Source organism: Lutibacter sp., from assembly GCF_046055765.1.
Classification (GTDB): domain Bacteria; phylum Bacteroidota; class Bacteroidia; order Flavobacteriales; family Flavobacteriaceae; genus Lutibacter.
The window spans coordinates 1-22,093 of the sequence record NZ_JASFZF010000056.1 but is presented as its reverse complement, the minus strand read 5'-3'; the positions used below and the strand labels follow the sequence as shown (position 1 = coordinate 22,093).

Here is a 22,093-nt window from a genome sequence, read left to right as displayed (position 1 = left end):
TTTTTTATAACTTATTTTAAACTATTATTTTTTGTTTTCTGCAATAATATATTTTTCTAACGCCATTGTCATTGAAGGCATTTCAGGAGTTGGAGCCTTTATAGTACATTTTAACCCTGCTTTTGTTGCAGCTGTCACCGTTGAATTTCCAAAAACAGCTATGCACGTGTTATTTTGCTTGAAGTCTGGAAAATTCTTAAATAAAGAATCAATTCCAGAAGGACTAAAAAAGACTAGAATATCATAAAAAACATCTTCTAAATTAGATAAATCACTAACAACTGTTTTATAAAAAATACCTCTTTGCCAATTTATCTCCAATTCATTTAACGAAGTTGGAATAATTTCTTTTAATTTATCTGAAGATGGTAATAAAAACTTTTCTTCTTTATGTTTTTTTATAATTTTAATTAAATCTGGAAATGTGCGTTGCCCAACATAAATTTTACGTTTACGATACACAACATATTTTTGTAAATAAAAAGCAACAGCTTCAGATTGACAAAAATACTTCATAGAATCTGGCACTGTAAAACGCATTTCTTCAGCAATTCTAAAAAAGTGATCAACTGCATTTCTACTAGTTAAAATAATTGCAGTATAATTATTCAAATCAATTTTTTGTAATCTTACCTCTTTTGCTGAAACTCCTTCAACATGGATAAAAGGAACAAAATCAATTTTAACTTTTTGCTTTTCGGATAATTCAATATATGGAGAATTTTCAGTCTTTGGAGCTGGCTGAGAAACTAGTATTGATTTCACTTTCATATTCTTCAATTTATCTTTAAATAGTTAATTTTAAAATAATTATTAAAGGTGCTATTTCAAGGGCGCAAATGTACAAAATAAAATAGAACAAGTTGCTAAAAATGAGCTTTTTATTATTCCGGAGTACTAAACTATATCTTAAAATTAATAATAATGCGAATACTACAAATGTTATTTCTAATACTATTTTCTTGTATTCCGTAAAATAAACACTTAAAACTAGAAATGGTAACAACCATAAAATTAAGTTATTAAAATAACTCATTTTATGATACACAATTTTACTAAATTCATTTTTAAAATTAAATAAATAAGCTAACAGCAAACCCAGAAAATAACGCAAACTAAAATAAATTATAAACCCAGAAAACAGTAAAAAAAAGCTATTAAAGTTAAGTTGTTTGGGATACATTTGAAAATAAGTATTGGCAACATAAAATAATAAAGACAAAACTAATAGTTGCACTATAAAAAGTGAGCCTTGAAATAAATTAAAAAACATCTTTTTTTCTTTATTAAAATAAATTGAAAGATACTTTTTCGAGAAAAAAAATGTACTAATACGAAACAACCTCTCTCTAAAAACTAGCTTTAGCACAACTAAAATCATAAAAACAAACAACAAAACAAACGTAATCCAATCACTATTTTGATGTATTATTTTTGTTGCTTCAAACATGTAGTTAGCTATTATTTTAACGCAAAATTAGGAATAATTTGTTTTATCTTTGCTAAATAATTTTGCTATATGTCAAATACACTAGTTATAATTCCAACATACAACGAAAAAGAAAATATTGAAGCTATTATTAAAGCTGTCTTTTTACAAGAAAAGCAATTTGATATTTTAGTTGTTGATGATAGTTCTCCTGATGGAACTTCAAAGATTGTAACTAAATTACAAAATGAGTTTACAAATTTATTTTTGGAAATTCGAAAAGAAAAAAATGGGCTAGGCGCAGCTTATATTCATGGTTTTAAATGGGCTTTAAATAAAAATTACGATTATATTATAGAAATGGATGCTGATTTTTCGCATAATCCAAAAGATTTAATACATTTATACAATGCTTGTGCTATTGATGGAGCTGATTTCTCCATAGGTTCAAGATATTTAAATAACAAAATTAACGTAGTTAACTGGGATATTAAACGATTGCTTTTATCCTATTTTGCCTCAAAGTACGTTAAAGTTATAACCCAAATCCCAATTTTTGATACTACAGCAGGTTTTGTCTGTTACAAAAGTGATGTTTTAAAAAACATAGAATTAGACAAAATTAAATTTGTTGGCTACGCTTTTCAAATTGAAATGAAGTTTAAAGCTTGGAAAAGAAAGTTTAAACACAAAGAAGTGTCGGTTATTTTTACTGACAGAAAAAGAGGAACTTCAAAAATGAGTGGCTCCATAATTTCAGAAGCTGTATTTGGAGTTATTAAAATGAGATTGCAAGGAATACAAAAATAAAAGAAAAAGAAAAATGAGTTTAACACTTATTAAAAACGCCAAAATTGTTAGCGAAGGTAAAATAATTGAAGGCGATGTTTTAATTGATGGTGAATATATTGTGGATATTAATGCTTCAATTAGTTCAAAATCTGCTAATACAACTGTGATTGATGCTGAAGGAAAATATTTAATACCTGGTGTTATAGACGATCAGGTTCATTTTCGTGAACCAGGGTTAACACACAAAGCAACTATTGAAAGCGAAAGTAAAGCTGCCATTGCTGGTGGTATAACTTCATTTATAGAAATGCCAAATACGGTTCCTCAAGCTACTACTCAAGAATTATTAGAACAAAAGTTTAAAATTGCTGCAAATAGTTCCTATGCCAACTATTCCTTTATGTTTGGTGGCACTAACGATAATTTAGAAGAATTATTAAAAACCAATCCAACAAATGTTGCTGGTATTAAATTGTTTTTAGGTTCTTCAACAGGAAATATGTTGGTGGATAATGAAGCTGTTTTAGAAAAAATATTTTCTTCAACCAACATGCTTATTGCTGTACATTGTGAAGATGAAGCTACTATAAGAAAGAATTTAGCAATCTATTTACAAGAATATGGCGATGATATTCCTATAGAATTACACCCGAAAATTAGAAGTGAAGAAGCTTGTTATTTATCTTCTTCAAAAGCGATTGAATTAGCAAAAAAAACAGGTGCTCGTTTACATGTTTTTCATTTATCCACAGCTAAAGAAACTGAATTATTTAAAAATAATATTCCACTTGAACAAAAACAAATTACGGCGGAAGTTTGCGTTCATCATTTATGGTTTGATGAAAGTGATTACGCATCTAAAGGCACATTTATAAAATGGAATCCGGCTATAAAAACTAAAAAGGATAAAGAAGGCTTATGGAAAGCTTTATTAAATGATAAAATTGATGTAATTGCGTCAGACCATGCACCGCACACTTTAGCTGAAAAACAGCAAGTGTACACCAAAGCACCAAGTGGTGGTCCATTAGTTCAACATGCTTTACCTGCATTATTACAAGCACATCGACAAGGAAAAATATCACTTGAAAAAATAGTCGAAAAAATGTGCCATAATCCTGCAAAAATTTTCAAAATTCAAAAAAGAGGATTTATTAAAATTGGTTATTATGCAGATTTAGTTTTAGTAGATATCTCATCTCCTTGGACCGTTACTAAAGAAAATATTTTATACAAATGTGGATGGTCTCCATTTGAAGGAACTACATTTTATTCAAAAATTACACATACTTTTGTAAATGGTTATCTAGCATATCACAATAGAGTGTTTCATAATACCATAAAAGGAAAACGATTACTTTTTAATAGAACTAATGAATAAAACAATCTACATCTTAATTTTAAGTGCATTTTTTACCGCTTGTACAAGTAATACAATTATTAAAAAACCAACTAACTTAATTCCAGAAGACCAAATGGTTGATTTATTAACTGATATACTTTTGGCTGATGGAGGTGATAACATTAAAAATTTAAACCTTCAACGTAATGTAAATTATTTTCCTTTAGTTTTTAAAAAATACCAAATTGATACCACTCTATTTAAAGAAAGTAATTATTTTTATACTTCAAGAATAGATGATTACAGTAAAATCCTTAGAAAAGTTGATGAACGCTTAAAAGCATTAAAAGAAAAATATAGTGCCGAAATTAAATTAGTAGATTCTTTAGCTAAAAAGAAAAGAGACTCTATAAGAAATAGTAAAAAATCACCCTCACGAAAACAAAAAAAAGGTGATAGAATAGAAGATTCACTTGATGAAAATTTAAAAAAATAAATAATTAAATAATATCATTTATTTTGTTAATTCTCTTTCTGAAGAAAGCCATTTTGTTAATTTTTTAATAAAAACTATTCGCTCCTTTTGATTTTTATTTGGTAACTTTTGAAGAAATTCTTTTTTTAAAGCAATAGGATCAACCGTTTCAAAAATTTTCCCCTCATAAGCAACTAAAATAGCTAAATTAGATTTTCCATCCCAGTTTTCATTCATTGGAAATCCTAATTTTTTTAATCCTTTATCCCAAGTTACGTCAACAGTAAACCATTGATTACCTCTTTTTATTTTTATAAAATTATGAGGATCAATAATTCTATTTTCTAATATTATTTTTTGAATATTTTTGGGGTATTTTATCGGTAATTTATTAAAATTATGCATTACAATAAAATCTTTAACTTCTAAGCCAAGTTCTACATATAAAGCTTTTAATAATGCGTGTTTCCCTGAACAAGTTCCCATGTTTTGGTGGTAAACATCTAATGGATTTCTAGAGCCAATTGTACCATAAGGTATATCTCTTACTTTTTTAAACAACGTAATTATTTTTTCATCAAACGATTGATTATTCGTCCATTTTTTAATAATATGTTGATATTTAACTTGCATAAAATTATCTTTTATACAATTCACAAACCTTTTGTATGGTCTCATTAACAAGTTCAAACTTATAATCTAATGCTGTTTTAATTTTGGCCGAAGAATAAAAATAAGTATTGTGAATAGACTTTGCTGAATGACTGGTAAGTAACGGTGGTTTTTTACTGAATAACGAAACTAATTTTAGCAAACGCCAACCGAATTCACTCATAAAAGTTGTTACCTTAATTGAAGGTCTTCTTTTCTTGAAATTATCAGCTATTTGAAAAAATACCTCTTTAAAACTCTTATTTTCTGAAACCAAAATATAACGTTCATTTTTAAGAGAACTCTTCATTAGTTGTATCATTATTTTTACAACATCGGTTACTGCAACATATCCTGTTATTCCTTCCGAATAAAACTTTAATCCTTTATTAATTTTTGTAAATAATTCACCCGGGCCGTTTTTCCAAAATCCAGCTCCTAAAATTACACCTGGATTAACAATTACAACATCAATACCTTCTTGTGATGCTCTCCAAACTTCCATCTCTGCACCATATTTTGTAATTGCATATCCATAATTATTATTTTCAGGATTCCAATCTTCTTCTTCATTAATAATTGTTTTGTTAAGTGCTTTTTCAATGGTGGCAATAGAGCTTACAAAACATAATTTTTTAACTTGTTTTTCAATACAAATATTAACAATATTAGCAGTTCCTTCAATATTAATTTTTCGCATTGCTGCATAATCTTTCGGATTGAAAGAAATGAGCGCAGCAGCATGATAAACTTCAGTTATATTTTCAAAAGCTTTTTCTAGCAAATACACATCTGTAATATCAACTTCAACCCATTCAATTTTTTGAAAAATAGCTTCAAAATCGTCCGAATAATAACTAAAAACATTTTTTACAGCTTGTAAATCACTATTTTTTCTATGACTTGCTTTTACAATATCATTTTCTAATAAAAGATGATACAATAAATGTGCACCTACTAAACCCGTTCCACCCGTTACTAAAATCATAAAACGAAAGTATAAAAAATGTTTGGGTATTTTACAATCAACTTCATTTAAAAAACTATAATGTAAACGTAGTAACTAACAACTAAAATTTTATCTTTGCTGAAATTAAAAATTTTGATAATGAATTTTGTTGAAGAACTACGTTGGAGAGGCATGTTACACGATATGATGCCCGAAACTGAAGAATATTTATTAAAAAATAAAACAACCGGTTATATTGGCTTTGATCCAACAGCCGATTCATTACACATTGGAAGTTTAGTGCCTATTATTATATTAATGCATTTTCAAAAAGCAGGCCACAATCCAATTGCTTTAGTTGGAGGAGCTACAGGAATGGTTGGTGATCCTTCCGGAAAATCTGATGAGCGTAATTTATTAGATGAAGAAACACTCAACAAAAATATAGCTGGTGTAAAAGGACAATTAGCACGTTTTTTAAATTTTGATAATAGTACTTCTAAAAATGCTGCTCAGTTAGTTAATAATTACGATTGGATGAAAGAAATTTCGCTTATTGAATTTGTACGTGATGTTGGTAAACACATTACCGTAAATTACATGATGGCGAAAGATTCTGTTAAAAAACGTATTGATTCAGAATCTAAAACCGGTATGAGTTTTACGGAATTTACCTACCAACTATTTCAAGGGTACGATTTTTACCATTTATACAAAGAAAACAATTGTAAACTTCAAATGGGAGGTTCAGATCAATGGGGGAATATTACCACAGGAACTGAATTAATTAGAAGAAAAGCCCAAGGGAAAGCTTATGCACTAACTTGTAAACTAATTACAAAAGCTGATGGTACTAAATTTGGAAAGACTGCCGGTGGAAATATTTGGTTAGATGCCAATAGAACTTCACCTTATAAATTTTATCAATATTGGTTAAATTCTTCTGATGAAGATGCTGAAAAGTACATTAAAATATTCACTTTTTTAGATGAAAAAACTATTGAACAGTTAATTTCTGAACATAAAGAAGCTCCTCATATCCGTATTCTTCAAAAGAAAATTGGAGAAGAAGTTACTGTAATGACTCACGGTAAAGATGCATACGATAATGCTATAAAAGCTTCCAATATATTATTCGGAAAATCTACTGCTGAAGATTTAAAAACACTAGATGAGCAAACATTTTTAGATGTTTTTGATGGTGTTCCTCAAGCTGAAATTAAACATTCTGTTATTGAAAATGGATTAGAAATTGTACCAGCTTTTGCAGATAACAAATTTTTAAATTCAAATGGTGAAGTTAGAAGAGCTTTAAAAGAAAACTCAATTTCAGTAAATAAAGAAAAGGTTAAAGATGATTGTGTAATAACAACTTCCGATTTAATTGCAAATAAATTTGTGTTATTACAACGTGGTAAAAAAAGTTATTTTTTATTAAAAGTAGTATCATAGGTATTATTTCATTGTCATTCCTGCGAAGGCAGGAATCTTATGATTTAAAACCGAAATAAAAATGGATTCCTGCCTTCGCAGGAATGACAGTAGAGTTACAATACCAATAAATTACAACCTCTAATATCTGAATTATCAAAACGACCTAACACTTCAAAGGTCCCATTTGTATAGGTTTTACCTATATCTTGTGTGGCAATAAATGAACAAGAATTTATATTAGCCAAATCAATCACATTAATTCCTCCCGATTTTCCTGTTGGTAAAATGGTAAGTGCATCTTCAGTATCACGAATTAAAATTTTCATCCATGGCGGGCATTCAAAAATACCGTTCCCTGTTGAATATGCTTGACTTAATAATTCTGTCATTCCATATTCAGAATGAATATTATTTACTCCAAAACCTTCTTTTAAAACTTGATGTAATTCTTCTCTAATTAACTCTTTTCTCCTTCCTTTCATACCTCCAGTTTCCATAATTACTGTATTTTTTAGCTTAAATTTATACTTTTCAACCAAATCTAATAAGGCAAATGAAACTCCAATTAGCAATACTTTTTCATTATTTTTATCTAATTCTATCAAATTTTGATATAATTCATCTAAATTATTTAAATAAAATCCGCTTTTTGAATTTTTAGATTTTTTAATAAAACTATTTGCCATATAAATTAAAGATGAACCATTACGCTCTAAATAAGATGGTAATAAAGCTAATACTGTAAATTTTTCAATAGCGCCATAAAAATATTCAAACCCTTTTGTAAAACTTTTTCTATAGACAGAAACATCCGTAACAAAATGCTTACTTTGAGCATTTCCAGTAGTCCCGCTACTTAAAAAAACTTGCTGAATAACTTCTTTCGAACTTACAATTTTATGAGATTTAAAGAATTGAACAGGTAAAAAAGGAATCTGTGAAATGGTTTTAACTTCACAAATATCAATAGTTAATAGGTTTAAAAACTCTTTATAAACACTACAATTTTTAGCCTGAAATTGAAATATTTCGAGTGCTATTTCACTAAAATCGTTACTATTATGAATATTAATAATGTTATTTCTTTTCATAAATTTTGGGAAACATCACAAAAGTAATGTAAATTTACGCAACCTATTATCTTTATAGGTATCTTATTATTAATTAAAACAGTTGCTTTTGAGTTTAAACGAGCTCGTAAAACAATGTGCTAAGAACGACCGAAGGGCACAAGAAGAAATTTACCAACTTTTTTCTGGTAAGTTATTTTCTATATGCTTAAAGTACTCTAAAAATAAACAAGAGGCTCAAGATAATTTTCAAGATGGTTTTATAACTATTTTTGAGAAAATTGGGCAATTTAAATTTAAAGGATCTTTTGAAGGTTGGTTAAAGCGTGTTATGGTGAACACTATTTTGTTGAAATATAGACAAAAAAATGTGTTAAGCCTTGTTACTGAAGAGATACCCGATGAAGTGATTGTTGATATAGATGATGATGAAGTTTCTTTAGATTTTTTATTAAATCTAATACAAGAATTACCTGATAGATATAGAATGGTTTTTAACCTTTATGTTTTAGATGGCTTTTCACACAAAGAAATTTCTAAAATGTTACAAATTGCAGAAGGCACCTCAAAATCGAATTTAGCCAGAGCAAGAAACATTTTAAAACAAAAAATTGAATTACATCAAGAAAGTCAACAATCTATTTAAGATTAAAAGATAATAGTGAGAGATTTAAAAAATATAGATAGACTATTCCAAGAGAATTTAAAAGACTTTGAGGTTTCCCCACCAACGAAAGTGTGGAATGCTATTGAAAAAAAATTAGTTAAACCTACAAAAAAACGTACCATTCCTTTTTGGGTGAAAATTTCAAGTATTGCAGCTTTATTAGCCTTACTTTTTAGTGTAGGTACTATTTATTTACTTCCTACTTCTAATGTTTCTAAAAATATATTACCTAAAAAAACTAAACTTTCTAAAATTATAGATGAAAAGGGTCAAGAAACTACAATAGCCGTAAAAGAAGAAAAATCTAAAATTAAAATAGCTGCTGAAATTGAAACAAGTACCAATCTTAAAAATCTAGCTGAAATCAATAAAGAAGTCATTGAAAATACTAACAATGAACCTTCCGAAATTACAAAAGAATTAAACCCCTATTTTTTAGCAGATGCTATAATTTTACCGCTTCAAAATAATAAAGGTAATACGGTGAAAAACAAAGATTTCTTAAATGGGAAATTGACAGTAGCTACTATATTTGCACCAATATATATCAATTCTTTTGGTGATGGCTCTGGAGTAGATTCTCAGTTTAAAGAAAATCCAACCTCTGGTAATTCCTCTTATTCTTATGGTGTAAAAGTAGCTTATAAGCTTAACGAAAAATTTAGTGTACAATCTGGTGTGAACCTCATTAATTTAGGGTACACAACCAATGGTGTTTATGTAACTCCAGGTGTTTCTGTTATTGGATTTTCTAATTTATCAAACAACCCTACTTTAGGTAAAAGTGAAATTGCAACATCTAAAGAAGCTAATAACTCTGGTAGCTTGAACCAAGTTTTTGGTTACGTAGAAATACCTATTGAAGTAAAATACAATATTGTTAATGGTAAACTAGGTGTAAATGTAGTTGGTGGTTTTAGTACACTTCTTTTAAATAGAGATGAAGTTTTTATTGAAACTAATAATTATTCTCAAAGTCTAGGTTCATCAAACAATTTAAGATCCATAAACTTTAGTGGTAATATTGGATTAGATTTGGATTATTCAATTCATAAAAATTTATTCATCAATGTTTCACCAATGTTCAAAGTTCAAACAAATACCTTTTCTAAAAATTCTGGAAGTATACAACCTTATTATTTAGGAGTTTATACAGGTTTAAATTATAAGTTTTAGTTGGTTTATTATTTGGTTGGTTACCAAATATTGAATGAAGAAAGCCGTTTCAAATTTGAAGCGGCTTTTCTTTTTAAAACATATATTATTCGTAATTTTGCATAAAACAAAAAACATATCCAGCTTATGGAAATTACAACAATAGAAAAAACAATAAGTGAAGCCTTAAACAAATTAGGTGTTCAAAATTTAAATCAAGGAACTTCAACCGGTTCTAATTTCTTTGGAAATGGTGAAATTCTTGAATCGATTTCTCCAGTAAATGGAAGCTTAATAGGAAAAGTAACTACAACTACTAAAGAAGATTTTGAAAAAGTAATTACAACTGCACAAAGTGCATTTAAAACTTGGAGATTAAAACCCGCACCTCAACGTGGAGAAATTGTTCGTCAGTTTGGTGAAAAATTACGCGAATTAAAACAACCTTTAGGTGAATTAGTTTCGTACGAAATGGGAAAGTCGTTACAAGAAGGTTTAGGAGAAGTACAAGAAATGATTGACATTTGCGACTTTGCTGTTGGCTTATCTCGTCAATTAAACGGTTCAACATTACATTCAGAACGACCTGGGCATAGAATGTATGATCAATACCATCCACTTGGAATTGTCGGTATTATTTCTGCATTTAACTTTCCTGTAGCTGTTTGGGCTTGGAATACTGCTTTAGCTTGGATTGCTGGTGATGTTTGTGTGTGGAAAGCTTCAGAAAAAGCTCCTTTATGTAGTATTGCATGCCAAAACATTATTGCTGATGTTTTAAAAGAAAATAATTTACCAGAAGGAATTTCATGTATTGTAAATGGAAATTATAAAGTAGGTGAATATATGACAACGGATAAACGTATTTCGTTAATTTCAGCAACCGGCTCAATAAGAATGGGTAAAATTGTTGCTAAAACTGTTGCAGAACGTTTAGGAAGATCATTACTAGAATTAGGTGGAAACAATGCTATTATTGTAACACCAGATGCTGATATTAAAATGACTATTATTGGTGCTGTATTTGGTGCTGTAGGTACTGCTGGACAACGTTGTACATCAACACGTAGATTAATTATTCACGAATCTATGTACGATCAAGTAAAAGAAGCGTTGGTTGCGGCTTACAAACAATTAAGCATTGGAAATCCGTTAGATGAAAATAACCATGTTGGTCCATTAATTGATACTGCTGCGGTTGAAATGTATAAAAACGCTTTGCAAAAAGTAGTTGAAGAAGGTGGAAATTTATTAGTTGAAGGCGGTGTTTTAAGTGGTGAAGGTTATGAAAGTGGATGTTATGTAAAACCTGCAATAGCAGAAGCTGAAAATCACTTTGAAATTGTTCAAAATGAAACATTTGCACCGGTTTTATATTTATTAAAATACCGTGGAGATGTACACAATGCAATTGAAATTCAGAATGGAGTAGTTCAAGGTTTATCTTCAGCAATTATGACAAACAATTTACGTGATGCAGAAACTTTCTTATCCCAAGCTGGATCAGATTGTGGTATTGCAAACGTTAATATTGGAACTTCTGGTGCAGAAATTGGTGGTGCTTTTGGTGGTGAAAAAGAAACTGGTGGCGGAAGAGAATCTGGTTCTGATGCATGGAAAGTGTATATGAGACGCCAAACGAACACAATAAATTATACAACTGAACTTCCTTTAGCACAAGGAATAAAATTTGATTTGTAATACTTTATAGCAATATTATTTTTAAAAGGCAGAGTTTAAAAACTCTGCCTTTTTTGTTATTCATTTTTAATTATATCTTTTTTCTAAAAACCAACGAAAGAAGTCTAGGGATTTCATCCGCTTCAACTCCATCAAACTGTTCTTCAATTTCTTCCAAAAAAAAGCCATTTTTATTTGCCATAGCAACATATTCTGAAACATGATGTGTATAAACTTCCAAAACTTCGGTTCCTTTTTCTGTGTCAAATCTTGCTTTACTACCAATATACTGTTTAAATGGATGCAGTTCGTTTATAAAAAACAAACCGTTAGATTTTAATTTTAATTGGGCTTGTTTAAAAATAAAATTTAAATTTTTGATATGTTCCAACATTAAACTAGCTGTTATTAAATCTGCAAATTCGTTGTCAATATCCCAAACTTCTAACAAATTTGCTTTTTTAAATAATACATTACTATTCTTTATCTTGTTTGTTGCTTTATTTAGCATTTCTTGAGAAAAATCAAGTGCAATAATTTTTTTTGCTTTTGTTACTAACCACTTGGTGTTTTTCCCTGTGCCGCAGCCTAATTCTAACACTGTTTCAAAATTATAACGTGATAAAACCTCAATAGTTGATTTTTGATCTAAATCTCTAGTTTTATTTTCGTTGGTATCATAACATTCAGCCCATAAATTATATGCTTTTTCTATGCTCATTTCTCGTCGTCTTGGTTTTTAACTTTTCTTAAAATTCTCACAGCTTCTTTGTATTTTATGTACGCTGATTTATCGTCTAAATTCCTTAAACAATTTTTAATTTCTTTCAGTTTTGATTTTGCTTCTGAAAAATTATTTAACTCACAAATTAAATAGTTTGTAGGTATTTCTTGCAAATCAGCTTGTTCACTTTTTGTAAGCGGTAACTTTTGCTGCAATTTATTTAAAATAGTATTGCAATTGTTATATACGTGATGCAGTACCTTTTTATCAAATTGTGGTGGTTGAAAAAGAAATTCTGTTACAATATCATGTTTACCATTATCTTTAAAATGAATCACTGTTTTTTCAAATGGATAATAATCAAACTCTTCTTTAATTCTTAAATAAATATATTCAGTAATTATAAACGACCTATGATTGTATTCTATTTTAACTTCATCTAAAGCTGAATAAAACAACCGAACTTGCTCATTAACTAGCTCAATATCAACTCTAGAATAAAATACTTTACCGTCTACTTTCTTCTTTTCTCCTGCCCAACACAATACAAATTGCTCGTTAAAAACTTTATATTTTGGGTGATAATGTGGTTTGTGTCGATTCATAAAATCGAAAACACCATCTAAGGTTAATTCAATATTATTACTTGCATTTATTTCAATAGCTTCAACAATAGATTGATTGGTGTTTTTCAATTCAAATTTTCCTAAAGTTGACATAGAATTGCTTCCTCTTCTGAAGAAAATACGTCCTTTTACATATTTCCAAATAGGCTTATTTAAAAATGTAACTTTATTCGTATTATGAATTGTAACTAAACCTACTACTTTATGCCTTGGTAATCTTGGAAATGGAATATTTTCGTATTGTATTTTAGGAGGATTTTCAAAATAAGAGTTTACCAAATTTTGAATTTTACTATCATCAAAAAAGTCAACTCCTTCAATTTCATTTGTTTCATCTTCAACACCAATAACAATATATGAATTATTTTCAGGGTTAGAATTTGACAATGCACAAACGTGTTTTAAAAATTTAGCTTTCCCTTCATTGGTATCTAATGAGATTTTTCGCTTTTTATCATAAAAGCTATTTTCATCGTTATGCGCTAACAAATTTTTTATTAATAACCGCTTGTTAATCATTTACCTATTATTCTTTATTTAAAATAGTAGCACTTGCTTGTGCTGTTGGATATACAATTAAATCTTCAATATTCACATGATAAGGTCTTGTTACCACAAAATAAATAATATCTGCAATATCTTCTGCTTGTAATGCTTTGAACCCTTTGTACACATTTTTAGCTTTGTTTATATCACCTTTAAAACGAACTTCAGAAAACTCGGTTTCAACTGCTCCCGGATGAATTGCTGAAACTCTAATATTATGTTTGTTTAAATCTATTCGCATTGCTTTATTTAAAGCGTTTACAGCGTACTTAGATGCGCAATATACATTTCCATTAGGGTATACTTCTTTCCCTGCAATAGAGCCAATATTCACTACAAATCCATCGTTTCTTTCCACCATTTTAGGAAGTATTGCTTTAGAAACGTACAGTAAACCTTTTACATTAATATCTATCATCGCGTCCCAATCGTCCAAATCACCATCTTGAATAGTGCTCAATCCATGTGCGTTTCCTGCATTATTTATTAAAATATCAATTTGTTTAAATTCCTTCGGAAGCGATTCAATAGCTTTAAATACTTCATTTTTATTTCGAACATCAAATGCTAGTATGGTAACATCTGTTAATTTACTTAATTCTTCTTGTAGTTGGTTTAATCGATTCATTCTTCTTCCGCAAAGAATTAAACGTATGTTATTTTGCGCAAAAAGTTGCGCAGTTGCTTTTCCTATTCCTGAAGTTGCTCCTGTAATAAAAGCTGTTTTTTTATTCATTGCTTGTAATTTTAAACTTAAGATAAATATACAAAAAAACCGCCCCTTTTCGGGGGCGGTTTGACTCGATTGATTATTAGAAATAACCAACCAAAAATCAACTAACCAAACTTTATTTTAAATTTCTTCTAATTTTAGTTTCTCTTTGTACTTTAGTTCGTTTTCTACCTTCATTCCTTACATTTTCTTTAGACGAACTAGTTTTTAAATATTGAATGTAACCATTTCCAGTAAATTCGTACGTTGTTCCAGAATTTATGTGGTACAAACTAATCTTTTCATCATTTATAACGGTTAACTCAAACTCCTCATTGCCCCAAGAATCATAATCTAATGTTAAAATTTTTAAATTATCATATCCTTGTATGTTTGCAACAGAATAACCACCTACATAATCCCAATATACATCATCAATATTTGTGCCAACTTCATCTTGTGATGAATAAAAAGTTGTTATGTTTTCAGGTGTAAAGCTTAAAAAATTCTCGTTTTCAAATTCATTTAATTCACCTAATGCACTTGTAAATGTTTTTTCCCAAACATCATATTCTTGTAAAAAGTACTCAATATTATCGTAAAATATCTGATTATAATCAAAGTTATATTTTTGATATCCTTCTAAGTAATAACTTACATTGTTATAGTTGTCTATTAGTTTTAATCTATCACTTGATAATTCTACCACATCAAAATCGTAATAACCGTCTAAGTCGTGATCAATTTCTAAAATTCCACTATAAGTATCATAATATCCTATTTCAATTCCATAACCATTTCCTGTAGAACCAATTCCTACTAAGTTATTGTTTACCCATAATTTTCCGTTTATAAATGAAACTGTAAATGCTTTAGATAAAAAAGGTACATCTCCAGTTCCTGTTGTGCTATTATAATCAACATACCATAAATCATATGCGGTAACAACATCTTCAATATTTACATAATATGGGTCATTAAACTCATCAACAACTACACTACAAGACGTAAATGCTATCCCAATAATTATTGTGGCGAAAAGTAATTTTAAAGTTCTCATAATTTTGTGTTTTTTGGTTATACTAGTTAAGAATTTCAAAATCTATGCCAAAAAAATTATATTTACATAGTGTAAACTTTTAAAGCAAAAAAATAAAGGATGAATAAAGATATAAAATGGGGTATCATAGGGCTTGGTGGTATTGCTCATAAATTTGCGACTGATTTATTATTAGTTGAAAATTGCACATTGGAAGCTGTTGCTTCTAGAAGTATTTCTAAAGCTAAAGCCTTTTCAAAAAAATATAATGCAACTAACTTTTATGGTACTTATGAAGAATTAGTTAAAAATAATTTAGTTGATATTGTTTACATTGCTACACCTCATAATTCACACAAACGATATACAATTTTAGCATTAGAACATAAAAAAGCTGTTTTGTGTGAAAAACCTTTCGCTATGAATAATAAACAGGTTTTTAAGATGATTGAAGCTTCAAAAAAGAATCAAGTTTTTTTAATGGAAGCTATGTGGACACGTTTTTTGCCAAGCATTTTAGCAGTAAAAAAGAGAATTGATGAAGATGAAATAGGCGAACTAAAATATATAAATGCCGATTTTTCATTTAAAGCGAATACATCAATTCAGCGTATTTATGATAAAAAATTAGGTGGTGGATCTTTACTTGATATTGGTATTTATCCAGTATTTTTAGCTTATTTACTACTTGGCTTACCAACTAATATAAATGCAAATGCACATTTTTATGATTCAGGTGCCGACTCGCAATTAGCTATGTTATTTAACTACAAAAATGCGCAAGCTTTATTATTTAGTAGTTTTAATTCAACTTCAAAAAGAGAAGCAAAAATTAGCGGCACATTAGGTGAAATATGCATTGAAATGCCCTGGAATGAAACTGATTCATTTTCAATTCAAAAAAACGATGGAAAATCAAAATTCATTTCATTACCAACTATGGGAAAAGGCTACACGTATGAAATTATTGAATGTAATACCTGCTTACAACAACATAAAATTGAAAGTAGTACTTGGACTCATCAAAATAGTTTAGAACTTATTTCTTTATTAGACAAAATTAGAAAAAAAATAAACTTAGCTTATAATGAAGACTAGCTAATATTTTACTGAAGATTTTACTTCTTCTACCTTATTAATTTTATAATAGTATATCGTTCCATCATAAAAATAACTTACAACTGCTTCATTGTTTTTTAAACTATAAGGAATGTTTAAATTTAAAGGTTTATTGCTATATTCCATTTCACTATTCTCATGTAAAATATAGTCATGTTTAGTATTTGGTAATGTAAAAACCCCAATAAACATAGGAGGATTGATAGTTACATCCTTTTTTAATTTAGCTTTTCTTTCTCTAAAATATACAGAATCTAATTGAATCTTAGGATTATCAATTGTAATAACAACATTAAATCCTTTAACACCAGGCTGCCCACCAACCCAAGTATTAAAAGTAGATTTTGTAACTTTAAATGGAGGGTTTTCTTGTTGTTTATCTTTTATACTTCCTCTTGTAGCACTACAAAAGGAAAAGCCTAAAAGAATAATTACTGAAATTAAAATGGTAACTAATTTATTCATAACTCTAGTGTTTATTCAAATATATACAAAGCGCGTACCAAACTACAAAAAAAGAGCTTATCAATTAAGATAAGCTCTTTTTCTATTTTTAATATGTCTGATTCCTAAGCGTTGCACAAAAAAGTGTACCTAAAACTAATTGTTTAATGCTTCCGCACCACCAACAATTTCTAATATTTCATTTGTAATTGCAGCCTGACGTGCTTTATTGTATGTTAATAATAATTCGTCACGTAATTCTGTTGCGTTATCAGTTGCTTTGTGCATTGCTGTCATACGTGCACCATGTTCCGATGCAAATGAATCTCTAATTGCTTTATACAGCTGTGTTTTTAATGATTTTGGAATTAATTCTAACACAATTTCAGCTTTAGAAGGTTCAAACAAATAATCGATTTTTGTTTTTACATCTCCTTCTATTGGTTCAATTGGTAGAAATTGCTCAATGGTTTCAATTTGTGTTGCTGCATTTTTAAAACGATTATAAAGCAAATCAACTCTATCATAAGAACCTTCAGCAAATAAGGCCATTATTTTTTCAGCAATAACAGCTACATTATCAAAAGTTAAATCATCAAAAACATCATTATTATTCTCAATAATAGTAAAGTTTTTTGATAAAATATCATTCCCTTTTTTTCCAATAGTTAAAATATCAACCTGTTTTCCTTTATACTTATTTTTAATAATATGTATTGAAGCCTTAATTATTGAAGAATTAAAACCACCACATAAACCTCTATTTGAAGTGATTGGAACGAGTAATACTTTTGAAATTTCTTTTTGTTCAGAATAAACACCTCCAACTTCACCTTCTAAAGTTGCACTTAAATTTTGTAAAAGTTCAGTCAACTTATCAGCATACGGACGCATTTGAGTAATTGCATCTTGTGCTTTTTTCAACTTTGCTGCCGATACCATTTTCATGGCGCTGGTAATTTGCATTGTTGAACCAATGGATGTAATTCTGTTACGTATTTCTTTTAAGTTTGCCATTCTAATTTGGTTTCTAGTATTGAGTACTAAGTATTGAGAATTTCATCTCAACACTCAATACTAAAATGTTTTTTAAGCGTATTTTGCTGAAACTTCTTTAGCAGCGCTTGTTAACGTATCAATAACTTCATCGGTTAATTTACCTGATTTTAAAGTGTCTAACGTATCTCTGTGCTTTGCATTTAAATATTGAATGAAATCACTTTCAAATTCTTTTATTTTTTCTACAGGAACACCTCTTAATAAGTTTTTAGAACCTGCATAAATAATTGCAATTTGATCTTCAACTTTAAATGGATCTGCTTGATTTTGTTTTAAAATCTCAACATTACGTTTTCCTTTTTCAATAATATTTAAGGTCGCCGCATCTAAATCTGAACCAAACTTAGCAAACGCTTCTAACTCACGATATTGTGCTTGGTCTAATTTTAAAGTACCTGCTACTTTTTTCATTGATTTTATTTGTGCGTTACCACCCACACGAGATACCGAAATACCTACGTTAATTGCTGGACGAACACCTGAGTTAAATAAATCTCCATCTAAGAAAATTTGCCCATCAGTAATAGAAATTACGTTTGTTGGAATATATGCTGATACATCTCCTGCTTGTGTTTCAATAATTGGTAAAGCTGTAAGTGAACCTCCACCTTTTACCATTCCTTTTAAAGAATCAGGTACATCATTCATTTGAGCAGCAATAGTATCATCGTTAATTACTTTTGCAGCACGTTCTAATAATCTTGAGTGTAAATAAAATACATCTCCTGGATATGCCTCACGTCCTGGTGGACGACGCAATAATAATGAGATTTCACGGTATGCAACTGCTTGTTTAGATAAATCATCATAAACAATTAATGCAGGACGACCTGTATCTCTAAAATATTCACCAATTGCTGCACCTCCCATTGGAGCATATACTTGCATTGATGCAGGATCCGAAGCATTAGCAGCAACAATAGTTGTATAAGCCATTGCTCCTTTTTCTTCAAACAAATTTGCAATTCCAGCAACAGTAGAAGCTTTTTGACCAATGGCAACATATATACAAAATACTGGCTCACCAGCATCGTAAAATTCTTTTTGATTGATGATAGTATCAATTGCTACGGTAGATTTCCCAGTTTGACGGTCACCAATAATCAATTCACGCTGACCTCTACCAATAGGAATCATAGCGTCAACTGCTTTAAGACCTGTTTGTAATGGTTCTGTTACTGGCTCACGAAATAATACACCTGGAGCTTTACGTTCTAAAGGCATTTCAAAAGTTTCTCCTTGAATTGGTCCTTTACCATCAATTGGAAGTCCTAAGGTATTTACAACACGACCAACAATTCCTTCACCTACTTGTAATGAAGCAATTCTTTTGGTACGTTTAACTATAGAGCCTTCTGTAATTGATTTAGAATGACCTAATAAAACAACACCTACATTGTCTTCTTCTAAGTTTAGTACAATTCCTTCTAATCCATCTTCAAACTCAACTAACTCTCCATATTGAACATTAGATAAGCCATAAACACGAGCTATACCATCACCTACCTGAAGTACAGTTCCTACTTCATCTAATGAAGCAGATGTGTCAAATCCTTCTAATTGCTGTTTTAAAATCGCTGATACTTCAGCTGGTTTTATTGATGCCATTTTATATAATTTTTAAAACTAAAATCTTTTTTACTTACAATTTTGAAATAAAGCTTTCGCTTTCAAATTGTCTTTTTAATCCTTGTAATTTATTTGCAACACTTGCATCGTATTGAATATCTCCAATACGTAGAATAAAGCCGCCAATAATGTTAGGATTTATTACATTTTCAATTGTTGCTTCTTTTCCTGTGATCTCTTTTACTTTACTTAAAACTTTTTTATTTAAAGCATCTGATAGAGGAAATGCTGTGGTAACTTTCGCCACTTCTATTCCTTTTAAATTATCAAAAAGAACGGTATATTTTTTAGCTACGTAACTTAATATTGCTAATCTTTTATTGTCAATTAATAAGTTTATTAAGCCTATAGTTAAGCTTGAAATTTTAGAAGCAAAAAGTTCATTTAAAGCTGTTTTTTTTAATTCCGTTTTTATAACTGGACTACTTAGTAACAGTTGTAAATCCTTACTTTCTTTAATTGTACTTGCAATTAGCAACATATCTTGATTGACTTCAACTTCTTTATTTTGTTCAAGTGCAAAACTTAATATTGCTTTTGCATAACGTACTGCCGCTCTAGATCCGCTCATTTTAAATTTAGCTAATAGTTACTTCTTTCAATAGATCTTCAACAAGTTTTGTTTGCTTGTTTTTATCAGATAATTCACCTCTCACTACTTTTTCTGCAATATTAATTGATAATTCAGCTACTTGATTTTTTAAATCGGTAATTGCAGCTTGTTTTTCAGCTTGAATAGTAGCTTGTGCTTGTTCAATTACTTTTGTGGCTTGTGCTTGTGCAGCACCTTTTGCTTCAGAAATAATAGTTTCTTTTATTTCGCGTGCTTCTTTTAACAATGTGTCACGTTCAGCACGAGCTTCTTTTAAAATACGTTCATTGTCAGCTGTTAAATTTTGCATTTCTTTACGAGCATTTTCTGCTTCATCTAATGCATTTTTAATACCTTCTTCTCTTTCATTAACAGCATTTAAAATAGGCTTCCAAGCTAATTTTTTCAGCAAGTAAACTAACAATATAAAAATTGCTATTTGCCAAAAGAATAACCCAAAAGAAAATTCGTTTAATAATTGTTCCATGATTTTATTATAATGTTTTGTTCAATTTAATAAAAAGCTATAACCAACCGTTATAGCTTTTTATTTTAATTTTTAGGATGCAAATAAAGCTGCAAACGCAATACCTTCAATTAAGGCAGCTGCAATTAACATTGCCGTTTGAATTTTACCAAAAGCTTCTGGCTGACGTGCAATAGCGTCCATTGCTGAACCACCAATTCTACCAATACCAATACCAGCTCCAATAACAATTAAACCTGCTCCTACAATTCCTGGAATTTCCATAATATATTAAATTAATTAATTAAACATTCTTTTTAATGATCTCCGTGTTCTTCTGCCGCTGATCCAAAATATAGGGCAGATAACATTGTGAAAATATACGCTTGTAGCACTGCTACTAGTAATTCTAAAATTGACAATACAAATGCCAATCCAAATGATAATGGCCCACCAACCCAACTTTTAAAAATAAACATTAATGCTAAAATGCTCATCAAAACTGTATGTCCTGCCAACATATTTGCATACAAACGAATCATTAATGAAAAGGGTTTGATAAAAGTTCCAAATAATTCAATTGGCGCTAAAATTATTTTCATTGGCCAAGGAATACCAGGCATCCAGAAAATGTGTTTCCAATACGTTTTTTTAGCAGTAAAAGTGGTGATTAAATAGGTTAAAATAGCTAAGGCAAAAGTAACTGCAATATTACCAGTTACATTTACACCAAGCGGTGTTAACCCTAATAAATTTACAAACCATATAAAGAAAAATATCGTTAATAAATAATTCATGTATCTTTTGTAATGCTTTTCACCAATATTAGGAATAGCTATTTCATCTCTAATAAATAATACTAAAGGTTCAAAAAAACGTCCTAAACCAGTTGCAATACCATTATTTTTAACATACGATTTTGCTAAACTGCTAAATAACCAAAGCATAAATAAGGCAATCATTAAAATACCAACTACACTTTTAGTAATTGAAAAATCTAACGGTTTTGTATTTGTTGGATGATGATGTTCGTTTAAATTTAACGTTCCTTCAGCATCAGTTTTATAAATTTTACTATGAAATAGTTTGTAGTAATTTCCATTATTTTCAGCTACTTTTTCACCATGATGAAATTTAGAAGAAGAAAATACTTGAAGGCCACCATCCCATAAAATAATTGGTAATGGAACTGTAAAACCAGCCCCTGTTATTTTGCTGTGAAACAAAGTGAACTCGTGAGAATCTAGTAAATGGTGCTTAATGTCTGCTTTTATTTTAGCTCTTAAATCCGTTGTTGGATCTGAATTTCCTTCATGAATCTTTTGTGTAGATTCATGTTGAGCATTTACTGAAATGGTCATTACTAAAAATAGTAATGTAAGAGTTTTTATAACGTTAATTCTGTACATATCACTTTATTACTAGTGGTGCCTAAAAATATTTTGCAAATATATGTTTTTAAATCAGAAACCAAAAACTATTTATTGAGATTA

At 29.3% G+C, this 22,093-nt stretch carries 24 protein-coding genes; 8 read left to right on the top strand and 16 right to left on the bottom strand.

The genetic code is table 11. The features are described from left to right. Positions 1–24: 24 nt before the first annotated feature. Both QM495_RS06115 and QM495_RS06110 read right to left on the bottom strand, forming a co-directional pair. Positions 25–771, bottom strand: a complete 747-nt coding sequence (locus tag QM495_RS06115; protein ID WP_408671227.1) for a uroporphyrinogen-III synthase — start codon at positions 769–771, stop codon at positions 25–27. A 16-nt stretch (positions 772–787) separates the two neighbouring features. Continuing rightward, positions 788–1,450, bottom strand: a complete 663-nt coding sequence (locus tag QM495_RS06110) for a DUF4271 domain-containing protein (RefSeq protein ID WP_408671226.1) — start codon at positions 1,448–1,450, stop codon at positions 788–790. A gap of 69 nt (positions 1,451–1,519) precedes the next feature. Here QM495_RS06110 and QM495_RS06105 point away from each other — a divergent pair, with 69 nt between their 5' ends. From QM495_RS06105 to QM495_RS06095, 3 genes are read left to right on the top strand one after another with little or no spacing between them, the layout of a single operon-like run. Continuing rightward, complete coding sequence (locus tag QM495_RS06105) at positions 1,520–2,239, top strand: polyprenol monophosphomannose synthase (RefSeq protein WP_408671225.1); 720 nt, start codon at positions 1,520–1,522, stop codon at positions 2,237–2,239. A gap of 13 nt (positions 2,240–2,252) precedes the next feature. Further along, positions 2,253–3,602 carry a dihydroorotase gene (locus QM495_RS06100; protein WP_408671224.1) on the top strand — a complete coding sequence of 450 codons (1,350 nt, stop codon included), beginning with the start codon at positions 2,253–2,255 and terminating at the stop codon, positions 3,600–3,602. After that, a complete protein-coding gene (locus QM495_RS06095; RefSeq protein WP_408671223.1) occupies positions 3,595–4,059 on the top strand; it encodes a DUF4296 domain-containing protein in 465 nt (154 codons plus the stop codon). Before QM495_RS06100 ends, QM495_RS06095 begins: the two co-directional genes overlap by 8 nt. 18 nt (positions 4,060–4,077) lie before the next feature. Here QM495_RS06095 and QM495_RS06090 read toward each other — a convergent pair whose 3' ends face one another. Beyond that, a complete protein-coding gene (locus tag QM495_RS06090) occupies positions 4,078–4,671 on the bottom strand; it encodes a hypothetical protein (RefSeq protein ID WP_408671222.1) in 594 nt (197 codons plus the stop codon). Between the two features lie 4 nt (positions 4,672–4,675). Then, positions 4,676–5,677: an NAD-dependent epimerase/dehydratase family protein gene (locus tag QM495_RS06085; RefSeq protein ID WP_408671221.1), complete on the bottom strand. Its 1,002-nt coding sequence runs from the start codon at positions 5,675–5,677 to the stop codon at positions 4,676–4,678. Positions 5,678–5,797: 120 nt separating this feature from the next. Here QM495_RS06085 and tyrS point away from each other — a divergent pair, with 120 nt between their 5' ends. Next, entirely contained in the window at positions 5,798–7,090 is a 1,293-nt protein-coding gene (tyrS, locus tag QM495_RS06080; protein ID WP_408671220.1) for a tyrosine--tRNA ligase, read from the top strand. A 95-nt stretch (positions 7,091–7,185) separates the two neighbouring features. On the opposite strand, the gene QM495_RS06075 is transcribed toward tyrS, so the two are convergent. Next, positions 7,186–8,163: an acyl transferase gene (locus tag QM495_RS06075; protein ID WP_408671219.1), complete on the bottom strand. Its 978-nt coding sequence runs from the start codon at positions 8,161–8,163 to the stop codon at positions 7,186–7,188. An 88-nt stretch (positions 8,164–8,251) separates the two neighbouring features. Here QM495_RS06075 and QM495_RS06070 point away from each other — a divergent pair, with 88 nt between their 5' ends. The 3 genes from QM495_RS06070 (at position 8,252) to QM495_RS06060 (ending at position 11,665) form a co-directional block, all read left to right on the top strand. After that, the gene (locus QM495_RS06070) at positions 8,252–8,788 is read left to right on the top strand and encodes an RNA polymerase sigma factor (protein ID WP_408671218.1); all 537 of its coding nucleotides are present in this window, start codon (positions 8,252–8,254) and stop codon (positions 8,786–8,788) included. A gap of 15 nt (positions 8,789–8,803) precedes the next feature. Next, on the top strand, positions 8,804–9,985 hold the full coding sequence (locus QM495_RS06065; RefSeq protein ID WP_408671217.1) for an outer membrane beta-barrel protein: 1,182 nt from the start codon (positions 8,804–8,806) through the stop codon (positions 9,983–9,985). A gap of 126 nt (positions 9,986–10,111) precedes the next feature. After that, a complete protein-coding gene (locus QM495_RS06060) occupies positions 10,112–11,665 on the top strand; it encodes an aldehyde dehydrogenase family protein (RefSeq protein ID WP_408671216.1) in 1,554 nt (517 codons plus the stop codon). Between the two features lie 70 nt (positions 11,666–11,735). Here QM495_RS06060 and QM495_RS06055 read toward each other — a convergent pair whose 3' ends face one another. The 4 genes from QM495_RS06055 to QM495_RS06040 all read right to left on the bottom strand — a co-directional run bounded on the left by QM495_RS06055 (position 11,736) and on the right by QM495_RS06040 (position 15,312). Next, positions 11,736–12,365, bottom strand: coding sequence for a class I SAM-dependent DNA methyltransferase (locus tag QM495_RS06055; RefSeq protein ID WP_408671215.1), 630 nt, complete (start codon positions 12,363–12,365; stop codon positions 11,736–11,738). Beyond that, entirely contained in the window at positions 12,362–13,513 is a 1,152-nt protein-coding gene (locus QM495_RS06050; protein ID WP_408671214.1) for an ATP-binding protein, read from the bottom strand. Before QM495_RS06050 ends, QM495_RS06055 begins: the two co-directional genes overlap by 4 nt. 7 nt (positions 13,514–13,520) lie before the next feature. Next, on the bottom strand, positions 13,521–14,276 hold the full coding sequence (locus QM495_RS06045) for an SDR family NAD(P)-dependent oxidoreductase (RefSeq protein WP_408671213.1): 756 nt from the start codon (positions 14,274–14,276) through the stop codon (positions 13,521–13,523). Positions 14,277–14,388: 112 nt separating this feature from the next. Further along, positions 14,389–15,312 carry a hypothetical protein gene (locus QM495_RS06040; protein WP_408671212.1) on the bottom strand — a complete coding sequence of 308 codons (924 nt, stop codon included), beginning with the start codon at positions 15,310–15,312 and terminating at the stop codon, positions 14,389–14,391. 99 nt (positions 15,313–15,411) lie between these two features. Between QM495_RS06040 and QM495_RS06035 the strand changes: the two genes are divergently transcribed. Beyond that, positions 15,412–16,389, top strand: a complete 978-nt coding sequence (locus QM495_RS06035; RefSeq protein WP_408671211.1) for a Gfo/Idh/MocA family protein — start codon at positions 15,412–15,414, stop codon at positions 16,387–16,389. Here the strand turns inward: QM495_RS06035 and QM495_RS06030 are convergent, their stop codons facing one another. From QM495_RS06030 to atpB, 7 genes are all read right to left on the bottom strand, one after another. Beyond that, positions 16,390–16,875, bottom strand: a complete 486-nt coding sequence (locus QM495_RS06030; RefSeq protein WP_408671210.1) for a hypothetical protein — start codon at positions 16,873–16,875, stop codon at positions 16,390–16,392. Positions 16,876–17,010: 135 nt separating this feature from the next. Continuing rightward, positions 17,011–17,871, bottom strand: coding sequence for an ATP synthase F1 subunit gamma (gene atpG / locus QM495_RS06025; protein WP_408671209.1), 861 nt, complete (start codon positions 17,869–17,871; stop codon positions 17,011–17,013). A gap of 72 nt (positions 17,872–17,943) precedes the next feature. Continuing rightward, positions 17,944–19,521, bottom strand: a complete 1,578-nt coding sequence (gene atpA / locus QM495_RS06020; protein ID WP_408671208.1) for a F0F1 ATP synthase subunit alpha — start codon at positions 19,519–19,521, stop codon at positions 17,944–17,946. Between the two features lie 34 nt (positions 19,522–19,555). Beyond that, on the bottom strand, positions 19,556–20,113 hold the full coding sequence (gene atpH / locus QM495_RS06015; RefSeq protein ID WP_408671207.1) for an ATP synthase F1 subunit delta: 558 nt from the start codon (positions 20,111–20,113) through the stop codon (positions 19,556–19,558). Positions 20,114–20,120: 7 nt separating this feature from the next. Further along, a complete protein-coding gene (locus QM495_RS06010) occupies positions 20,121–20,621 on the bottom strand; it encodes a F0F1 ATP synthase subunit B (RefSeq protein WP_408671206.1) in 501 nt (166 codons plus the stop codon). Positions 20,622–20,693: 72 nt separating this feature from the next. Next, positions 20,694–20,885 carry an ATP synthase F0 subunit C gene (atpE, locus tag QM495_RS06005; protein WP_168814679.1) on the bottom strand — a complete coding sequence of 64 codons (192 nt, stop codon included), beginning with the start codon at positions 20,883–20,885 and terminating at the stop codon, positions 20,694–20,696. A 32-nt stretch (positions 20,886–20,917) separates the two neighbouring features. Beyond that, complete coding sequence (gene atpB / locus QM495_RS06000; RefSeq protein ID WP_408671205.1) at positions 20,918–22,009, bottom strand: F0F1 ATP synthase subunit A; 1,092 nt, start codon at positions 22,007–22,009, stop codon at positions 20,918–20,920. Positions 22,010–22,093 lie beyond the last annotated feature (84 nt).